This is a genomic window from Variovorax sp. CCNWLW225, from assembly GCF_037204045.1.
GTDB lineage: Bacteria > Pseudomonadota > Gammaproteobacteria > Burkholderiales > Burkholderiaceae_C > Variovorax.
On record NZ_JBBCBV010000004.1, the window covers coordinates 130,626 to 147,361 of the forward strand.

The 16,736-nt window shown below is 65.4% G+C and carries 16 protein-coding genes; 4 read left to right on the forward strand and 12 right to left on the reverse strand.

The genetic code is table 11. The annotated features are described in order from the left end of the window. Positions 1-127 precede the first annotated feature (127 nt). Positions 128-1,114 (forward strand): magnesium/cobalt transporter CorA, encoded by a 987-nt coding sequence (gene corA / locus V9L20_RS10235; RefSeq protein ID WP_258503637.1) that lies wholly within the window; start codon positions 128-130, stop codon positions 1,112-1,114. Position 1,115: 1 nt separating this feature from the next. Here the strand turns inward: corA and V9L20_RS10240 are convergent, their stop codons facing one another. From V9L20_RS10240 to V9L20_RS10285, 10 genes are all read right to left on the reverse strand, one after another. Beyond that, a complete protein-coding gene (locus V9L20_RS10240; RefSeq protein WP_337296502.1) occupies positions 1,116-1,901 on the reverse strand; it encodes a 5'-methylthioadenosine/adenosylhomocysteine nucleosidase in 786 nt (261 codons plus the stop codon). A 3-nt stretch (positions 1,902-1,904) separates the two neighbouring features. Beyond that, on the reverse strand, positions 1,905-3,539 hold the full coding sequence (locus tag V9L20_RS10245) for an ABC transporter substrate-binding protein (RefSeq protein WP_337296503.1): 1,635 nt from the start codon (positions 3,537-3,539) through the stop codon (positions 1,905-1,907). A gap of 30 nt (positions 3,540-3,569) precedes the next feature. Beyond that, complete coding sequence (locus tag V9L20_RS10250) at positions 3,570-4,613, reverse strand: peptide ABC transporter ATP-binding protein (RefSeq protein ID WP_337296504.1); 1,044 nt, start codon at positions 4,611-4,613, stop codon at positions 3,570-3,572. Further along, the gene (locus V9L20_RS10255) at positions 4,610-5,641 is read right to left on the reverse strand and encodes an ABC transporter ATP-binding protein (RefSeq protein WP_337296505.1); all 1,032 of its coding nucleotides are present in this window, start codon (positions 5,639-5,641) and stop codon (positions 4,610-4,612) included. The genes V9L20_RS10250 and V9L20_RS10255 overlap by 4 nt, the downstream gene beginning before the upstream one ends. Beyond that, positions 5,638-6,543, reverse strand: coding sequence for an ABC transporter permease subunit (locus tag V9L20_RS10260; RefSeq protein WP_258503631.1), 906 nt, complete (start codon positions 6,541-6,543; stop codon positions 5,638-5,640). The genes V9L20_RS10255 and V9L20_RS10260 overlap by 4 nt, the downstream gene beginning before the upstream one ends. A gap of 9 nt (positions 6,544-6,552) precedes the next feature. Continuing rightward, entirely contained in the window at positions 6,553-7,557 is a 1,005-nt protein-coding gene (locus V9L20_RS10265) for an ABC transporter permease subunit (RefSeq protein ID WP_126748824.1), read from the reverse strand. 50 nt (positions 7,558-7,607) lie between these two features. Next, positions 7,608-9,287 (reverse strand): long-chain-fatty-acid--CoA ligase, encoded by a 1,680-nt coding sequence (locus V9L20_RS10270; protein WP_337296506.1) that lies wholly within the window; start codon positions 9,285-9,287, stop codon positions 7,608-7,610. 103 nt (positions 9,288-9,390) lie between these two features. Then, on the reverse strand, positions 9,391-10,815 hold the full coding sequence (locus V9L20_RS10275; RefSeq protein WP_258503628.1) for an NAD(P)(+) transhydrogenase (Re/Si-specific) subunit beta: 1,425 nt from the start codon (positions 10,813-10,815) through the stop codon (positions 9,391-9,393). Beyond that, positions 10,812-11,141: an NAD(P) transhydrogenase subunit alpha gene (locus tag V9L20_RS10280; RefSeq protein ID WP_126748827.1), complete on the reverse strand. Its 330-nt coding sequence runs from the start codon at positions 11,139-11,141 to the stop codon at positions 10,812-10,814. Before V9L20_RS10280 ends, V9L20_RS10275 begins: the two co-directional genes overlap by 4 nt. A 35-nt stretch (positions 11,142-11,176) precedes the next feature. After that, positions 11,177-12,307, reverse strand: a complete 1,131-nt coding sequence (locus V9L20_RS10285; RefSeq protein WP_337296507.1) for a Re/Si-specific NAD(P)(+) transhydrogenase subunit alpha — start codon at positions 12,305-12,307, stop codon at positions 11,177-11,179. A gap of 447 nt (positions 12,308-12,754) precedes the next feature. Here V9L20_RS10285 and V9L20_RS10290 point away from each other — a divergent pair, with 447 nt between their 5' ends. The 3 genes from V9L20_RS10290 to V9L20_RS10300 all read left to right on the forward strand — a co-directional run bounded on the left by V9L20_RS10290 (position 12,755) and on the right by V9L20_RS10300 (position 14,523). Continuing rightward, a complete protein-coding gene (locus V9L20_RS10290) occupies positions 12,755-13,468 on the forward strand; it encodes a response regulator transcription factor (protein WP_258503624.1) in 714 nt (237 codons plus the stop codon). A 124-nt stretch (positions 13,469-13,592) separates the two neighbouring features. After that, positions 13,593-14,030 (forward strand): DUF4019 domain-containing protein, encoded by a 438-nt coding sequence (locus tag V9L20_RS10295; protein WP_337296508.1) that lies wholly within the window; start codon positions 13,593-13,595, stop codon positions 14,028-14,030. 13 nt (positions 14,031-14,043) lie between these two features. Then, positions 14,044-14,523, forward strand: coding sequence for an NUDIX hydrolase (locus V9L20_RS10300; protein WP_337296509.1), 480 nt, complete (start codon positions 14,044-14,046; stop codon positions 14,521-14,523). A 30-nt stretch (positions 14,524-14,553) separates the two neighbouring features. Here V9L20_RS10300 and mnmA read toward each other — a convergent pair whose 3' ends face one another. Beyond that, on the reverse strand, positions 14,554-15,666 hold the full coding sequence (gene mnmA, locus V9L20_RS10305; RefSeq protein WP_337296510.1) for a tRNA 2-thiouridine(34) synthase MnmA: 1,113 nt from the start codon (positions 15,664-15,666) through the stop codon (positions 14,554-14,556). A 50-nt stretch (positions 15,667-15,716) separates the two neighbouring features. Next, the gene (locus tag V9L20_RS10310; protein ID WP_126748833.1) at positions 15,717-16,703 is read right to left on the reverse strand and encodes an LLM class flavin-dependent oxidoreductase; all 987 of its coding nucleotides are present in this window, start codon (positions 16,701-16,703) and stop codon (positions 15,717-15,719) included. Positions 16,704-16,736 lie beyond the last annotated feature (33 nt).

Below are 16,736 nucleotides of genomic sequence, written 5' to 3' on the forward strand. Positions count from 1 at the left end.
ACCGCACCATGGAAACCGCCCCGTCTCGGCAGCTTTCAACTCCCCTCTGACGCCTGCTTGCCGGGCCTGGGATTTGAAAGCGCCCCTCCCTCGCCCCATCGCCTCAGTCATTTCACGGGAGTGAGCCATGCTCAATATATTTACGCTCGCCAACGGTCGCCTCGTCCAGGAAGAGATCGAATCGCTGGAGGAGCTTTCCAAGTTCCAGCCGATCTGGGTCGACCTCGAATCGCCCACGCTCGAGGAAAAGCGCTGGATCAAGCAGTACTACGGCCTCTCGATTCCCGAAGACGCGATGGACGAGGACATCGAGGAATCGGCGCGCTTCTATGAAGAAGACAACGGCGAGCTGCACATCCGCTCCGACTTTCTCATCGACGACGACGAAGACCCGCGCTCGGTGCGCGTGGCGTTCATCCTGAACCAGCACAACACCGAGCTTCGCAGCCGCGGCGTGCTGTTCTCGATTCACGACGAAGACGTGCCGGTGTTCCGCCTGCTGCGCATGCGTGCGCGCCGCGCGCCGGGGCTGATCGAAGACGCGAAGGAAGTGCTGCTCAAGCTGTTCGACGCCGACGCCGAATACTCGGCCGACACGCTCGAGAACATCTACGACGAGCTGGAGATTGCCGGCAAGAAGGTGCTCGAAGGCAACGTGAGCGACGAGCTGGCCGGCGAGGTGCTGGGCGCCATTGCGCGGCAGGAAGACTTGAACGGCCGCATCCGCCGCAACGTGATGGACACGCGCCGCGCGGTGAGCTTCATGATGCGCAGCCGAATGCTCAATGCCGAACAGTTCGAAGAGGCCCGTCAGATCCTGCGCGACATCGAGTCGCTGGACAACCATACGGCCTTCCTGTTCGACAAGATCAACTTCCTGATGGATGCGACCGTCGGTTTCATCAACATCAACCAGAACAAGACCATCAAGATCTTCTCGGTGGCGAGCGTGGCGCTGCTGCCGCCCACGCTGATCGCGAGCATCTACGGCATGAACTTCAAGTTCATGCCCGAGCTCGACTGGTCGCTGGGCTATCCGTATGCGCTAGCGCTGATGGCGGCCAGCGCGCTGGTGCCGATGTGGTACTTCCGCCGGCGCGGCTGGCTCAAGTAGCTCAAGTAGCAGCGGGCGCTTCGCCGGAAGGCGGCAGCGCAGCCAGCCACGCGCCGATCAGCGCGAGGCTGTAGCGGCTCGCCACCTCGACGACAAAGCGCGCGAAGTCGCCATGCGCCGCATCGTCGGCGCGGTCCGAGATGGTGCGCATGGCCGCGAACGGCACGCCGTAGTCGTGGCACACCTGCGCCATCGCGGCGCCTTCCATTTCCACCGCCAGTGCATCGGGAAGATCCCGTCGCAATGCTTCGCTTTCGGCCGTGGTCGATACGAAGCGGTCACCGCTCACCAGCAGGCCGCGATGGACCCTGGGCGCTTCAATGCCGAACTCGTCGAGCGCCTGCCGGCCGATCAATGCAGCCGGATCGCTCAGCACCTCCGCCGCCACGACAGAAAGCGCGTCGGCGATGGCCGCATCGGCCGTGAAGCGCGCCATGCCCATGAGCGGCACTTCGTACTTCGGAAAGATCGGCGAGGCATCGAGGTCGTGCTGCAGCAGTTCCGACGCGACCACCACGTCGCCCACGTTCACGCCGGGCGCAAGCCCGCCGGCAACGCCCGTGAACACGATGGCCCGCACGCCGAAGCGTTCGAGCAGCACCGTGGCCGTGACCGCCGCGGCCACCTTGCCGATGCGCGACAGCACCGCAACCACCGGCTGGCCGTGCAAATGGCCGATCCAGAAGTCGCGCCCCGCCGCGCGCACGCGCTGCTCGTCGGGCATCTGCGCAAGGAGCGCGCTCAGCTCCTCATGCATGGCTGCGACGATGGCAACGGGTGCGCTCATCGGCTACTTGATGTCCACGCCGTAGAAGGTGTGGCGGCCGAACGGGCTGAGCTTGAAGTCGACCACTTCCTTGCGCACCGGCTTCAGCTGCACCGCATGCGCGATGGTGAACCATGGCGCCTGCTCCTTGAAGATGACTTGCGCCTTCTTGTAGAGCGCATCGCGGTCGGCCTGCTTGGTTGCGGTCTTGGCCTTCAGCACGAGGTCTTCGTAGGGCTGGTAGCAGAACTTGGAGATGTTGCTGCCGCTCGCCGATTGCGCCGAGGCGCAACCCAGCAGCGTGTAGAGGAAGTTGTCCGGGTCGCCGTTGTCGCCGGTCCAGCCCAGCATGCCCATCTGGTGCTCGCCGGCCTGCAGGCGCTTGCGGTACTCGCCCCATTCGAAGCTCTTGATCTCGGCCTTGACGCCGATCTTGGCAAGGTCGGCCTGCATCAGCTCGGCGATGCGCTTCGCATTCGGGTTGTAGGGGCGCTGCACCGGCATGGCCCAGAGGTCGGTGCTGAAGCCATCGGCCAGGCCGGCTTGCGCCAGCAGTTTCTTGGCGGCTTCAGGGTCATACCCGTCGTCCTTGGTCGCGTCGTTGTAGGACCACATGGTCGGCGGAATCGGGTTCTTCGCGGCCACGCCCGTCGACAGGTACACGCCGTCGATGATGGCCTTCTTGTTGATGGCCATGTTGATGGCCTTGCGCACGCGCACATCGTCGAAGGGCTTCTTCGTGGTGTTGTACGACAGGTAGCCCACGTTGAGGCCCGGCTGCTCGAGCAACTGCACGTTCGGGTCCTTGCGGATGGCGTCCAGGTCGGCCGGGTTCGGGTACGGCATCACGTGGCACTCGCCCTTCTGCAGCTTGGCCCAGCGCACCGAGGCATCGGGCGTGATCGCGAACACCAGGTCGTCGATCTTGGCCTTGCCGCCCCAATACTGCGGAAAGGCCTTGAAGCGGATGACCGCATCCTTCTGGTACTGCACCAGGTAGAACGGGCCGGTGCCGATCGGGTCCTGGTCGACCTTCTCGGGCGTGCCCGCCTTCAGCATGGCAATGGCGTATTCCTTCGACTGGATGCCCGCGTACTGCATTGCAAGGTTGGCAAGGAACGGCGCCTCGGCCTTGTTGAGCACGATCTTCACCGTGTACTCGTCGATGCGATCAACCGACTTCAGCAGCTTGGGCATGCCCATGTCGTTGAAGTAGGAGTGGTTCTGGCTCGTGACCTTGAAGAACGGGTCGCTCTCCTTCCACTGCCGCTCGAGCATGAAGATGAAGTCGTCGGCGTTGAAGTCGCGCGTCGGCTTGAAGCTCTTGCTGGTGCTGTGCCACTTCACGCCCTTGCGCAGGTGAAAGGTGTACTGCGTGCCGTCGGCAGAGATGTCCCATTTTTCGGCCAGGCCGGGCACGACCTTGGTGCCGCCGCGTTCGAATTCGACGATGGTGTTGTAGACCTGCGTGGTCACGTCGAACGAGGTGCCGGTGGTGTTCACGCCCGGATAGAAGTTCTCGGGGCTGCCCTCCGAACAATAGACGAGCGTCTTGGCGGACACGGCTCCGCCGGCCAGGGTGAGCACGGCGAGGGCCGTCGGCGCGAGCAGCGCGGCGAGCTTTCGCGAATGGCGCGAAACGAATGGCTGGGTCTTCATGGGAACTCCTTCAGGCACGGTGGAAGAGAACTAGAGATTCGTCGCCACGGGCGCGGCGAACGGCGGAGACAACGGCACATCGGCGCGAACCGGGGGCGAGCCGTCGAGAAACTTCTCGGCGTAGTGGCAGGCCACCAGCCGCTCGTCGAGCGCGCGCAGCAAGGGCCGCTCCTCGCGGCAGCGCTGCGTCACATGCGGGCAGCGGGTGCTGAAGACGCAGCCCGTGGGCGGGTTGAGCGGCGAAGGCAGCTCGCCCTTGAGCACGATGCGCTGGCTGCTGAGACCGGGCGTGGAAGCAAGCAGCGCCTGCGTGTAAGGGTGCAGCGGCCGCGCAAAGATGCGCGCCTTGGGGCCCTGCTCCACCGCATGGCCGAGGTACATCACCAGCACATCGTGCGCAATGTGCCGCACCACGCCGAGGTCGTGCGAGATAAAGAGATAGGCCAGGCCGAGCTCGGCCTGCAGGTCGGCCAGCAGGTTCAGCACCTGCGCCTGAATCGACACGTCGAGCGCCGACACCGGCTCGTCGGCCACCAAGAGGCGCGGCTCCAGCATGAGCGCGCGTGCAATGGCAATGCGCTGGCGCTGGCCGCCGGAGAACATGTGGGGATAGCGGTTCGCGTACTCGGGCCGCAGGCCCACGCGCGCCAGCATGTCGCGGGCCTTGGCGGCGCGCTCCGGCTTGCCAAGGCTCGTGTTGATGGCGAGCGGGTCCTCCAGCACGGTCGATATCTTCTTGCGCGGATTGAGCGACCCATAGGGGTTCTGGAACACCAGCTGCACGGCCTGCCGCAGCTCGCGCCGCTGGTCGGGCTGGGGGCTCACCGCGTCATGACCGACCAGCGTGAGCTGCCCGGCCGTCGGTTTTTCGATCAGCGCGACCATGCGCGCGAGCGTGGACTTGCCGCAGCCCGATTCGCCGACCACCGCCAGCGTGCGGCCGCGCTCGATGCGAAAGGAAATATCGCCGACGGCGCGCAACTGCGCCGGCGGGCGGAACAGGCCGCGACGCACGTCGTAGGTGCGTTGCAGGTTGCGCGCCTCCACGACGACGTCGCCCGGCAGCGCGCTCACGACAATGCCTCCACCACCTTGGGCCGGTCCGCCTCGATGGCCGCCATGCGCCCCGGCTCGCCGAGCGGAAAGTGGCAGCGCACCTGCGCGCCTGGCTGCGATGCCGCCGCACGCAGCGCCGGCCGCACGTTGCAGGCCTTCGTCGTCACGTAGCTGCAGCGCGGCGCAAAGAGGCAGCCCTCCGGACGGTCGTGCACGCCCGGCACCACGCCTGCGATGGTGGCCAGCCGTCCCTCGGGCACGGCGCGTTCGGGCAGCGCGGCCAGCAGGGCCTCGGTGTACGGGTGCTGCGGATTTGCGAAGAGGCGATCCACGCGCTGCTGCTCCATGACCTGGCCCGCATACATCACCGCAATGCGCTGCGCCATTTCGCTGACCACGCCCATGTTGTGCGTGATGAGCACCAGCGCCATGCCGCGCTCTTTCTGCAGTTCGCGCAGCAGGTCCAGGATCTGCGCCTGGATGGTCACGTCGAGCGCGGTGGTCGGCTCGTCGGCAATCAAGAGGCGCGGGTTGCAGGCAATGGCCATCGCAATCATCACGCGCTGGTTCATGCCGCCCGAAAGCTGGTGCGGATAGCTGCCCAGGCGCGACGAGGCGGCGGGTATGCCGACCTGCTCGAGCAACTCGGTTGCGCGTTTCCTTGCGGTGCGCTTGTCCAGATGCAGGTGCAGCCGCAGCGTTTCCATGAGCTGGAAGCCGATGGTGAAGCAGGGGTTGAGACTGGTGGTCGGCTCCTGGAAGATCATCGCGACTTCCTTGCCGACCAGCGTGCGGCGCGCCTTGTCGGAAATGCCGAGCAACTCCTTGCCCGCAAAGCGCATGTGGTCCGCGCGCACGCGACCCGGAAAGCCGACGAGGCCCATCAGCGCCATCATCGTCACGCTCTTGCCCGAGCCCGATTCGCCGACGATGCCGAGCACCTCGCCTTCCTCGAGCGAAAGGCTCACGCCGTCGACCGCGTGCAGCACGCCGCCCTGGGTGGGAAATTCGACGTGCAGGTCCTTGATGTCCAGGAGCATGTTCATCTCTTGAGCTTCGGGTCGAGCGCGTCGCGCAGGCCGTCGCCGAGCAGGTTGAAGGCCAGCACGGCCGCAAGAATCGCCAGGCCCGGAAAGGTGACGACCCACCAGGCGCGCAGCACGAACTCGCGCGCGTCGGCCAGCATCGTTCCCCATTCGGGCGAAGGCGGCTGCGCGCCGAGGCCGATGAAGCCCAGCGCCGCCGCGTCGAGGATGGCGGTGGAGATGCCGAGCGAAGCCTGCACGATCAGCGGCGCCGCGCAGTTGGGCAGCACTTCGCGGAACATCAGCCGCAGCGTGCCGGCGCCGCTCACGCGCGCGGCGGTCACATAGTCGCGCGAGATCTCGGCAATGACCGCCGCGCGCGTGATACGCACGTAATGCGGCAGCACGACGATGGCCACCGCGACCATGGCATTGATCAGCCCCGGCCCGAGAATCGCGACGATCACGATGGCCATCAGCAGGCTGGGCATCGTGAGCACGATGTCCATCATCCGCATGATCGCGATCTCCAGCACGCCGCGAAAGAAGCCCGCGACCAGCCCGAGCACCACGCCGACGACCACCGACAGCGCCACCACCGCGACGCCAATGGACAGCGAGAGGCGTGCGCCGTACATCAGCCGCGAAAGAATGTCGCGCCCGATGGCGTCGGTGCCCAGCAGATAGCTCACGGAGCCGCCCTGCTGCCATGCCGGCGGCAGCAGGAAGACGGCGCTGTTGGTCTCGTTGGGCGCATGCGGCGCGATCCACGGCGCAAACAGCGCGACGAACAACAGCAGGACGATGGTGGCAAGGCCGATCACCGCGCCGCGGTTGGCCGAGAAGGCCGTCCAGAACTCGCGCCAGGGGCCGGGGGGTGCCGAGCCCCCTGCACTGCTTGAAACTGCGTGTGTCGTTGCCATTGGGATCAGTCAGTGCCGGATGCGTGGATTGATGACGCCATAGGTCACGTCGACCAGCAGGTTGATCAGCATCACGATGCCGCCGAGCAGCAGCATGCCGCCCTGCAGCACCGGATAGTCGCGCCGCCCGATGGCCTCGATGAGCCACTTGCCGACGCCGGGCCAGGAGAAGATGGTCTCGGTGAGAATCGCCCCCGTAAAGAGCACGCCCACCTGCAGGCCGATGACAGTGACCACCGGGATCAGCGCATTGCGCAGCGCGTGCAGCCCCACCACCCGAAACCGCGAAAGGCCCTTGGCGCGCGCGGTGCGAATGTAGTCTTCGCCAAGCACCTCGAGCATGGCCGAGCGCGTCATGCGCGCAATGACCGCGAGCGGCACGGTGCCGAGCACGATGGCCGGAAGAATCAGGTGATGCAGCGCGGACCAGAAGGCATCGGTCTCGCCGGCACGCAGCGCATCGATCAGCAGAAAGCCGGTCTGCGGCTCGACGAAATACTGCACCGAGATGCGGCCTGAAACGGGTGTCCACCCCAGCTGCACCGAGAAGAACAGGATCAGCAGCAGCCCCCACCAGAAGATCGGCATCGAATAGCCGGTGAGCGACGTGGCCATCACGCCGTGGTCGAAGATGGAGTTGCGCCGCACCGCCGCAAGAATGCCGGCCGGAAGCCCCAGCAGCAGCGCGAAGGCAATTGCGCACACGCCGAGTTCCATCGTGGCGGGGAACAGCGCCAGGAACTCGCTCATCACCGATTCCTGCGTGATGAGCGATTTGCCGAGATCGCCCTGCAGCACACGGCCGATGTAGATGCCGTATTGCACGATCACCGGCTCGTCGAAGCCGTAAGCCGTGCGCAGCTGTGCGTGGCGCGCGGGGTCGATCCCGCGCTCGCCGGCCATGGTTTCAATGGGGTCGCCCGGCACCAGCCGGATGAGAAAGAAGGCAAGCAGCGTCATGCCGATGAAGGTCGGCACCAGCAAGCTCACGCGCGTGAGTAGGAAGCGAAGCATCGACCCGCAATATGCAAGATCGATGCCGCCGCCCTACCCGGGCCGAACCCTTACTTTTTGGCGTCGCGCAACTCGCGCCGCAGGATCTTTCCTACAGGCGTCTTTGGCATGTCGGTGCGGAACTCCACGATCCTCGGCTGCTTGTAACCCGTTAGGTTTGCTTTGCAGTATTCGCGAACCTGCGCTTCGGTCAGCGAAGGGTCCTTCTTGACGATCACGAGCTTGACGGCCTCGCCGGTCTTCTCGTCGACGATGCCGACTGCCGCGCATTCGAGCACGCCCGGAATCTGCGCCACCACGTCTTCGACCTCGTTCGGGTACACGTTGAAGCCCGACACCAGGATCATGTCCTTCTTGCGGTCGACCACCTTGAAGTAGCCGCGCTCGTCGACCATGCCGATGTCGCCGGTCTTGAAGTAGCCGTCGGCCGTCATGACCTTGGCGGTTTCGTCGGGCCGCTGCCAGTAGCCTGCCATGACCTGCGGGCCCTTGATCGCGATTTCGCCCGGCTGGCCCGGCGGCACTTCGCGGCCCTCGTCGTCGAGTAGCTTGAGCGAGGTGCTCGGCAGCGGCAGGCCGATGGTGCCGGTGTAGGCCTTGCTGTCGGTCGGGTTGCAGGTGGCCGAAGGCGAGGTTTCGGAAAGGCCATAGCCTTCGCAGATGGGGCAACCGGTTTTCTCGAGCCAGAGCTTCGCCACCGCGGCCTGCACAGCCATGCCGCCGCCCACCGAGACCTTGAGGTTCTTCCAGTTGACGGTGTTGAAGTCAGGATGGTTGGCCAGCCCGTTGAACAGCGTGTTGACGGCCGGGAAGGTGTGGATCGTGTGCTTGGAGAGTTCCTTGAGCACGCCCGCCAGGTCGCGCGGGTTGGGAATAAGGATGAGCTTGCCGCCCGTGCGCATGCTCAGCATCATGCCCACCGTAAAGGCGAAGATGTGATACAGCGGCAGCGCGCAGACGCCGGTGGGCTGCTCGCCGGCCGGCACCTGCGCCATGGCCGGCTCGTTCCAGGCCTCGGACTGCAGCACGTTCGCGATCACGTTGCGGTGCAGCAGCACGGCGCCCTTCGACACGCCCGTGGTGCCGCCGGTGTACTGCAGCACGGCCACGTCGTCGGGGCCGATGACCGGCACCTGAAGCGTGCGGCTCGCGCCCTGGTCGAGCGCATCGTTGAAGCGCACCGCGCCCGGCAAGCTGAACTGGGGCACCAGCTTCTTGACGTTGCGCACCACGTAGTTGACGAGCGCGCCCTTCAGAAACCCGAGCCGGTCGCCCATGGCCGCCAGCACGATGTGCTTGATGGGCGTGGCCGCGATGCACTGCTGCAGCGTGGTGCCGAAGTTTTCCATGATGACGATCGCCTTGGCACCCGAATCCTTGAGCTGGTGCTCGAGTTCGCGCGGCGTGTACAGCGGGTTCACGTTCACCAGGATCAGGCCGGCGCGCAGGATGGCCGCCACCGCAATCGGGTACTGCGGGCAGTTGGGCATCATGACCGCGACGCGGTCGCCCTTGGCCAGCGCCAGGCCTTGCAGGTAGGCCGCGAAGGCCCTGCTGAGCTTGTCGGTCTCCCCGTAGCTCACGTCCTTGCCCATGAAGCTGTAGGCCGTGCGGTCGGCGTACTTGGTAAAGCTCTCTTCCATGAGCGCCACCAGCGACGGGTACTGGGAAGGATCGATATCGGCAGGCACGCCTTGTGGGTAGCTGCCCAGCCAGGGACGATCGGTCATGGATGTGTCTCCTCCAAAAATCGAGTATTTGAAAAACGAAAACGGCGCACTTGATGGCGCCGCGATGATCTGGCCCGCACTGCGCGGGCGCGGAACCTTTGGCCTATTCGATGGCCTTGCCCATATCTTCCACTACTTTTTTCGCATCGCCAAAGACCATCATCGTTTTGTCCATGTAGAAGAGCTCGTTGTCCAGGCCGGCATAGCCCGCCGCCATGGAGCGCTTGTTCACGATCACCGTCTTGGCCTTGTAGGCTTCGAGAATGGGCATGCCGTAGATCGGGCTGCCCTTGGTGTGGGCGGCCGGGTTCACCACGTCGTTGGCGCCCAGGATGATGGCCACGTCGGCCTGGCCGAATTCACCGTTGATGTCTTCCATCTCGAACACCTGGTCGTAAGGCACTTCGGCCTCGGCCAGCAGCACGTTCATGTGGCCCGGCATGCGGCCCGCCACCGGGTGAATGGCGTACTTCACGGTAATGCCCTTCTCGGTGAGCTTTTGCGCCAGCTCCTTCACCGCATGCTGCGCGCGTGCCACCGCCAGGCCGTAGCCCGGCACGATGACCACGGTCTCGGCATTGCCCAGCACAAAAGCCGCGTCGTCCGCGCTGCCGCTCTTGACCGGCCGCTGCTCCTTCGCGCCGCCCGTGGCCGCAGCCGCGTCGCCGCCGAAGCCGCCCAGGATCACGTTGAAGAACGAGCGGTTCATGGCCTTGCACATGATGTAGCTCAGGATCGCGCCCGAAGAGCCCACCAGCGAACCGGCCACGATCAGCATCGCGTTGTTCAGGCTGAAGCCGATGCCCGCCGCCGCCCAGCCGGAGTAGCTGTTGAGCATCGACACCACCACCGGCATGTCGGCGCCGCCGATCGGAATGATGATGAGCACGCCCATCACGAAAGCCAGCGCCAGCATCGCGAAGAAGGCGGGCCAGCTTTCGGTGAACATGAACACCAGGCCCAGGCCGATGGTGGCCACGCCGAGCACCAGGTTCAGCATGTGCTGGCCGGCAAACTGCACCGGCGCGCCCTGGAACAGGCGGAACTTGTACTTGCCCGACAGCTTGCCGAAGGCGATGACCGAGCCGCTGAAGGTGATGGCGCCGATGGCCGCGCCCAGGAACAGCTCGAGCCGGTTGCCCGCGGGAATCATTTCGCCCTTGGGCGTGATGTTGAAGGCGTAGGGCTCGGCCACGGCCGCCACCGCGATGAACACCGCGGCCAGGCCGATCATGCTGTGCATGAAGGCGACCAGCTCGGGCATCTTGGTCATCTCGACCTTGTTGGCCATGTAGGCACCCAGGCCGCCGCCCAGCACCAGCGCAACCAGCACGTAGCCCAGGCCGGTGAGATTGCCGCCCGCCAGCTTGTAGATGAGCGCACCGGTCGTCAGCACGGCAATGGCCATGCCGGTCATGCCGAAGATGTTGCCGCGGATCGAGGTGGTGGGATGGGACAGGCCCTTCAGGGCCTGGATGAAGCAGATGCTGGCAACGAGGTACAGCAGCGTGACGAGATTCATGCTCACTTGGCGACTCCCTCTTCAGCCTTGGGTGCGGCCTTCTTTTCTTTCTTCTTGAACATCTCGAGCATGCGCCGCGTGACGAGGAAGCCGCCGAAGACGTTCACCGCGGCAAGCGCCACCGCCAGCACGCCCATGGTCTTGCCCAGGCCGGTTTCGGTGAGCGCCGCCGCGAGCATGGCGCCCACGATCACGATGGCCGAGATCGCGTTGGTCACCGCCATGAGCGGCGTGTGCAGCGCGGGCGTCACCGTCCACACCACGTGGTAGCCCACGTAGATGGCCAGCACGAAGATGATCAGGTTGATGACTGTGTGGGAAACGATGTCCATGGGTTCTTCTCCTCGTTCGAACGCTGGGGGGCCGCTTACTTCTTCGTGACCTGGCCGTCGTGCGCAACGCGGCAGGCGGCGACGATGTCGTCCTCGAGGTCGATCTTGAGCGCGCCCTCCTTGGTGACGATGAGCTTGAGGAAGTCCAGCACGTTGCGCGCATAGAGCGCCGACGCATCGGCCGCCACCAGCGCAGGAAGATTGGTTTCGCCCACGATGGTCACGCCGTGCTTCACCACCGTGCGGTCGGCCTCCGACAGCAGGCAGTTGCCGCCCACGCCGTCCGGACCTTTGCCGGCGGCGATGTCGACGATCACCGAGCCCGGCTTCATGGACTTGACCATGTCCTCGGTGATGAGCGTGGGTGCCGCGCGCCCGGGAATGAGCGCGGTGCTGATGACGATGTCGGCCAGCGCCACGCGCTTGGCCACCTCGACCTGCTGGCGCGCGAGCCAGCTCGCGGGCATGGGCTTGGCATAGCCGCCGACGCCCACCGCAGCTTCCTTCTCTTCGTCGGTGTCGTAGGACACCTCGATGAACTTGCCGCCGAGCGATTCGATCTGCTCCTTCACGCTCGGGCGCACGTCGGAAGCTTCGATGACCGCGCCCAGGCGCTTGGCGGTGGCAATCGCCTGCAGGCCGGCCACGCCCACGCCCAGGATGACCACGCGCGCCGCCTTCACGGTGCCGGCGGCGGTCATCAGCATGGGGAAGAAGCGCTGGTATTTGTCGGCCGCCATGATCACGGCCTTGTAGCCCGCAATGTTGGCCTGCGAGCTGAGCACGTCCATGCTCTGGGCCCGGGTGGTGCGCGGTGCGGCTTCGAGCGCAAAGGCGGTGAGCCCGGCCGTGGCCAGCCGCTGCAGGCCGGCGGCATCGAAGGGGTTCAGCATGCCGATGACGACGGTGCCCGGCTTCATCAACGCGGCTTCGGCGTCGTTCGGCGAGCGCACCTTGAGCACCATGTCGGCCCCGAAGGCGCCCGCCACGTCGGTGATTTCAGCGCCGGCCGCAATGTAGGCGGCATCGGTGACGCTGGCTGCAACGCCGGCTCCGGACTGCACGCGAATGGTGTGCCCCGCAGTGACAAGTTTCTTCACCGTCTCGGGTGTAACGGCCACACGGGTTTCGCCGGCCGTCGTTTCGGCAGGCACGCCTATCAGCATAGAGATCTCCTCAGGGCAAGGGCAACACGGAACGCGGGCAGAGCTTACAGCAAGATTACGGCCATCACTGTCGCCTGAATCGCAGTATCTATTGGCTCTTGATGACCGTGATCATTGCGTTTGTAGCTACATAAATGCTAGCGGCGTCGCGCTCCGGAAACCTCGCCGCCCATTTGCGCCGCTCGTCGGCGTGACGACACTGCTGCTTTTTTGGGCAGGTCTCGCGCCTGCCGGATCGCCTGGAGCCCGCAAGGCAAAGCGAAAGGCGCGGCCAGCCACTCAAAACGCCGATATGTTTTCAATTGTTCTCAACTGCTCCCAGTTTGCGGGGAAAGAGTCCAATAACGTGCATTAATTGGACGCAACCTTTATTACCCCAGACGCAGATAGATACACTTCTTTCTCGACAGCACTCAGAGGCTGGCATGGTCGGCAGAAGGGGATGGAATGCGTATTGCAGTACTTGATCACGAGCCTGATCAGCTTCAACTGATCAACCAGGCAATGGCGGGGTTCGGGCACGAATGCCACCCCTACACCGAAGGACGAACACTGCTGCAGGCCCTGCGCCGGCAAACCTTCGATCTGCTGATTCTCGATTGGGGGCTGCCCGACATCCGGGGCATCGACGTGGTGAAGGCCGTGCGCAACGAGCTCAAGAGTCGCCTGCCTATTCTTTTCGTCAATGCCCAGCGCGACGACCCCGACGTGGTCGAAGGGCTCAATGCCGGCGCCGACGACTTCATGGCCAACCCCGACCGCGCCAGGGAACTCGAAGCCCGCGTCAACGCCCTGCTGCGCCGCTCGTACCCCGCCCAGCACGAAGCCGAACTGGTGTTCGGCGACTATCACTTCTATCCGCCCTCGCGCATCCTCAAGGTCAAGGGCGTGCAGGTCGACCTGAAGAACCGCGAGTACGAACTGGCCCTGTTCCTGTTCCAGAACCTGGGCCGCCTGCTGTCGCGCGAATACCTGCACGAGGCCGTGTGGGGACTTGGCGTGGAAGCGCTCTCGCGTTCGCTAGACACCCATATCTCGCGCCTGCGAACCAAGCTGGCCTTGCGCCCGTCGAGCGGATTCCTGCTGCTGGCCATCTACGGCATGGGCTATCGGCTGGAAACCGTCGAGCCGAACACCCGTTCCAGCAGTCTCGCCCGGTAGGCCGCCAACGGTTTGCCGTGCCGTATCGGCGGTGCGGGTAGCGTCGGATCTGACCGGCGGGGAATCTCCGCGGGGATACTGTCTCCAACCGCTTCATTCCCCCGCCGTACCAGAAATGAAGCCAATGCACCCCACAACCCGGCTGCTGCTGACCGCTGCAGTGCTTTGGAGCCTTCTCGTCGGTGCCGCGGCTGCGCAGGACGTGGAGGCCAGCGACATGGTGCAGGGCGGCATGCAGGCCATCCAGATGATCGACCAGGGCAAGGCCGAGGAACTCTGGTCCGGCGCCACCCAGGCCACCCGAAAACGCGTGACCCGCACCGACTTTGTAGCCAAGCTTTCCAAGAGCCGTTCGCCGCTCGGTGCGCCTTTGCAGCGAACCTGGGTCGCAGTCAACCGGCAGGCCGTGGCCGACCCGGACACCGACACGGCCGGCCAATATGTCAGCATCGAGTACGAGACCCGTTTCAGCAACAAGCCGGATGGCACCGTGCGCGAACTCGTGAGCTTTCACCTGGATCGCGATCGCATCTGGCGCTTCAGCAGCTACGTGCTGCGCTAGAAAAACCATTGCAATGACGACTCCGCGCTGGAAACCCAATGTCACCGTGGCCGCAGTGATCGAGCAGAACGGCCGCTTTCTGCTGGTCGAGGAACAGACGGCCCAAGGGCTCCGGCTCAACACGCCGGCCGGGCACCTCGACCCCGGCGAGTCGCCCGTCGAGGGCTGCGCCCGCGAAACGCTGGAAGAAACCGCTCACGCCTTCACGCCCACCGCGCTGATCGGCATCTACATGGCGCGCTCGAGCCACCGCACCGGCAGCAAGGAAGACGTGACCTACATGCGCTTTGCCTTTGCCGGGACGCTCGGTGCGGAAGAAGCCGGCCGGCCGCTGGACGAAGGCATTGTCCGCACCGTGTGGATGAGCGCCGATGAAATCCGCGCCAGCGTGCCGCGCCACCGCAGCCCGCTGCTCTTGCAGTGCGTCGAAGACTATCTGGCCGGCAAGCGGTATCCGCTCGATCTGATCCACGTGGACGAATCGGTGCGCTGACAAACGGCGCTGCGCACTGCGGCAGGCGAATCAGACGATGACGCCGCCCCCGAGGCAGCGCTCGCCGTCGTAGAGCACGGCCGATTGGCCGGGCGTGACAGCCCACTGCGGTTCGTCGAAGCGCAGGCTGAAGTCCGCTTCGCTACCGGCATCCTCCACGCTGGCCATGTCGCAGGCCGCATCGGCCTGACGGTAGCGCGCCTTCGAGCCATAGCTGCCCGGCGCGGGCGCCTCGCCGGAAACCCAGCTCGCATCGCCCGCCGTGAGCGCGGAAGACAGCAGCCAGGGATGGTCATGGCCCTGCACCACCCACAACGTGTTCTTCTCGACGTCCTTGCGCGCCACGAACCACGGCGAGTGGTCGCCCGATCCGCGCTGCGCCCCCTTGTCCTTGACGCCGCCGATGCCGAGCCCCTGCCGCTGGCCCAGCGTGTAGAAGCTCAGGCCCTGGTGCTCTCCGAGCTTGCGTCCGCGGTCGTCCTTGATCGGCCCCGGCTCCTTGGAGATGTAGCGGTTCAGGAACTCGCGGAACGGCCGTTCGCCGATGAAGCAGATACCGGTCGAATCCTTCTTCTTCGCGTTGGGCAGGCCGATTTCTTCCGCGATGCGGCGCACTTCGGTCTTGTGCAGTTCGCCCACGGGGAACAGCGTTTTCGACAGCTGCGCCTGGTTGAGCCGATGCAAAAAGTAGCTCTGGTCCTTGGCCGGATCGAGCCCCTTGAGCAGTTCGTGCTTGCCCGTGGCCTCGTTCAGCCGCACGCGCGCGTAGTGGCCGGTGGCGATCTTCTCGGCGCCCAGGCGCATCGCGTGGTCGAGAAAGGCCTTGAACTTGATTTCGGCATTGCACAGCACGTCGGGGTTGGGCGTGCGGCCGGCCTTGTATTCGCGCAGGAACTCGGCGAAGACGCGGTCCTTGTAGTCGGCAGCGAAATTGACGTGCTCGATCTCGATGCCCAGCACGTCGGCCACGCTGGCGGCGTCCACGAAGTCGATGTTCGACGAGCAGTATTCGCTGTCGTCGTCGTCTTCCCAGTTCTTCATGAAGATGCCGACCACCTCGTGCCCCTGCTTCTTGAGCAGGTGCGCCGTCACGGCGGAATCGACTCCGCCGCTCAGTCCCACCACGATCCGTTGCTTTTCCATAAGCCCGCCATTGTCCCAGCCCCGCGCCCGGGACGGCGGCGTGGGGGAAATCAGCCCTGGCTGCGCAAGCCGGCCAGCAGCTCGTACGAGCGCAGCCGCGCCACGTGGTCGAACACCTGCGAGGTGATCATCAGCTCGTCGGCGCCGGTGCGCTCGATGAAGGCCTGTACGCCTTCGCGCACCCTGGCGGGCGAACCCACGGCCGAGCACGACAGCACCGAATCGAGCAGCGCGTTCTCCGCCGGGCCCACCTTCTGCCGGTAGTTCTCGACAGGCGGCGGCAGGCGCCCCGGCCGGCCGCTGCGCAGGTTCACGAAGGCCTGCTGCCACGAGGTGGCGCGGAACTCGGCCTCTTCGTCGGTGTCGGCCACGAACACGTTGAAGCCGAGCATCACGTACGGCTTCTGCAACTGGGCCGAGGGCTTGAAGGTTTCGCGGTAGATCTGGATTGCCTGCATGAGCTGCTGCGGGGCGAAGTGCGAGGCAAACGCATAGGGCAGGCCCAGGTGCGCGGCCAGCTGGGCGCCGAAGGTGCTCGAGCCCAGAATCCACACCGGCACCTCGAGCCCCGCGCCGGGCACCGCGCGCACGGGCTGCTGGGGCTCCTTGGACATGAAATCCATCAGCTCGACCACGTCCTGCGGAAAGCGGTCGGCGTCGGACTCGAGATTGCGGCGCAGTGCACGCGCGGTGCGCTGATCGGAGCCGGGCGCGCGGCCCAGGCCAAGGTCGATGCGCCCCGGGTACAGCGACTCCAGCGTGCCGAACTGCTCGGCAATCACCAGCGGCGAATGGTTGGGCAGCATCACGCCGCCGGCGCCGATGCGGATGGTGGAGGTGCCCGCGCCGATGTACGACAGCAGCACCGCGGTCGCGGCGCTCGCAATACCCGGCATGCCGTGGTGCTCCGCCAGCCAGTAGCGCGTGTAGCCCAGCTTTTCGCCGTGCTGCGCAAGCGAGAGCGAGTTGCGGAACGACTGCGCGGCGTCGCTGCCCTCGGTGATCGGGGAGAGGTCGAGGATCGAGAACGGAATCATGGGCGCCATCATGGCGCGAACCGCTCAACGCCG

Excerpts from the sequence above, each read along its gene's own strand:
- V9L20_RS10260 (WP_258503631.1), bottom strand. The coding sequence starts at position 6,543 with ATGGCAACGACACACGCAGTTTCAAGCAGTGCAGGGGGCTCGGCACCC.
- V9L20_RS10270 (WP_337296506.1), bottom strand. The coding sequence starts at position 9,287 with ATGACCGATCGTCCCTGGCTGGGCAGCTACCCACAAGGCGTGCCTGCC.
- V9L20_RS10255 (WP_337296505.1), bottom strand. The coding sequence starts at position 5,641 with ATGAACATGCTCCTGGACATCAAGGACCTGCACGTCGAATTTCCCACC.
- mnmA (WP_337296510.1), bottom strand. The coding sequence starts at position 15,666 with ATGGAAAAGCAACGGATCGTGGTGGGACTGAGCGGCGGAGTCGATTCC.
- V9L20_RS10290 (WP_258503624.1), top strand. The coding sequence starts at position 12,755 with ATGCGTATTGCAGTACTTGATCACGAGCCTGATCAGCTTCAACTGATC.
- V9L20_RS10245 (WP_337296503.1), bottom strand. The coding sequence starts at position 3,539 with ATGAAGACCCAGCCATTCGTTTCGCGCCATTCGCGAAAGCTCGCCGCG.
- V9L20_RS10280 (WP_126748827.1), bottom strand. The coding sequence starts at position 11,141 with ATGGACATCGTTTCCCACACAGTCATCAACCTGATCATCTTCGTGCTG.
- V9L20_RS10265 (WP_126748824.1), bottom strand. The coding sequence starts at position 7,557 with ATGCTTCGCTTCCTACTCACGCGCGTGAGCTTGCTGGTGCCGACCTTC.
- V9L20_RS10310 (WP_126748833.1), bottom strand. The coding sequence starts at position 16,703 with ATGATTCCGTTCTCGATCCTCGACCTCTCCCCGATCACCGAGGGCAGC.
- V9L20_RS10295 (WP_337296508.1), top strand. The coding sequence starts at position 13,593 with ATGCACCCCACAACCCGGCTGCTGCTGACCGCTGCAGTGCTTTGGAGC.
- V9L20_RS10285 (WP_337296507.1), bottom strand. The coding sequence starts at position 12,307 with ATGCTGATAGGCGTGCCTGCCGAAACGACGGCCGGCGAAACCCGTGTG.
- V9L20_RS10240 (WP_337296502.1), bottom strand. The coding sequence starts at position 1,901 with ATGAGCGCACCCGTTGCCATCGTCGCAGCCATGCATGAGGAGCTGAGC.
- corA (WP_258503637.1), top strand. The coding sequence starts at position 128 with ATGCTCAATATATTTACGCTCGCCAACGGTCGCCTCGTCCAGGAAGAG.
- V9L20_RS10300 (WP_337296509.1), top strand. The coding sequence starts at position 14,044 with ATGACGACTCCGCGCTGGAAACCCAATGTCACCGTGGCCGCAGTGATC.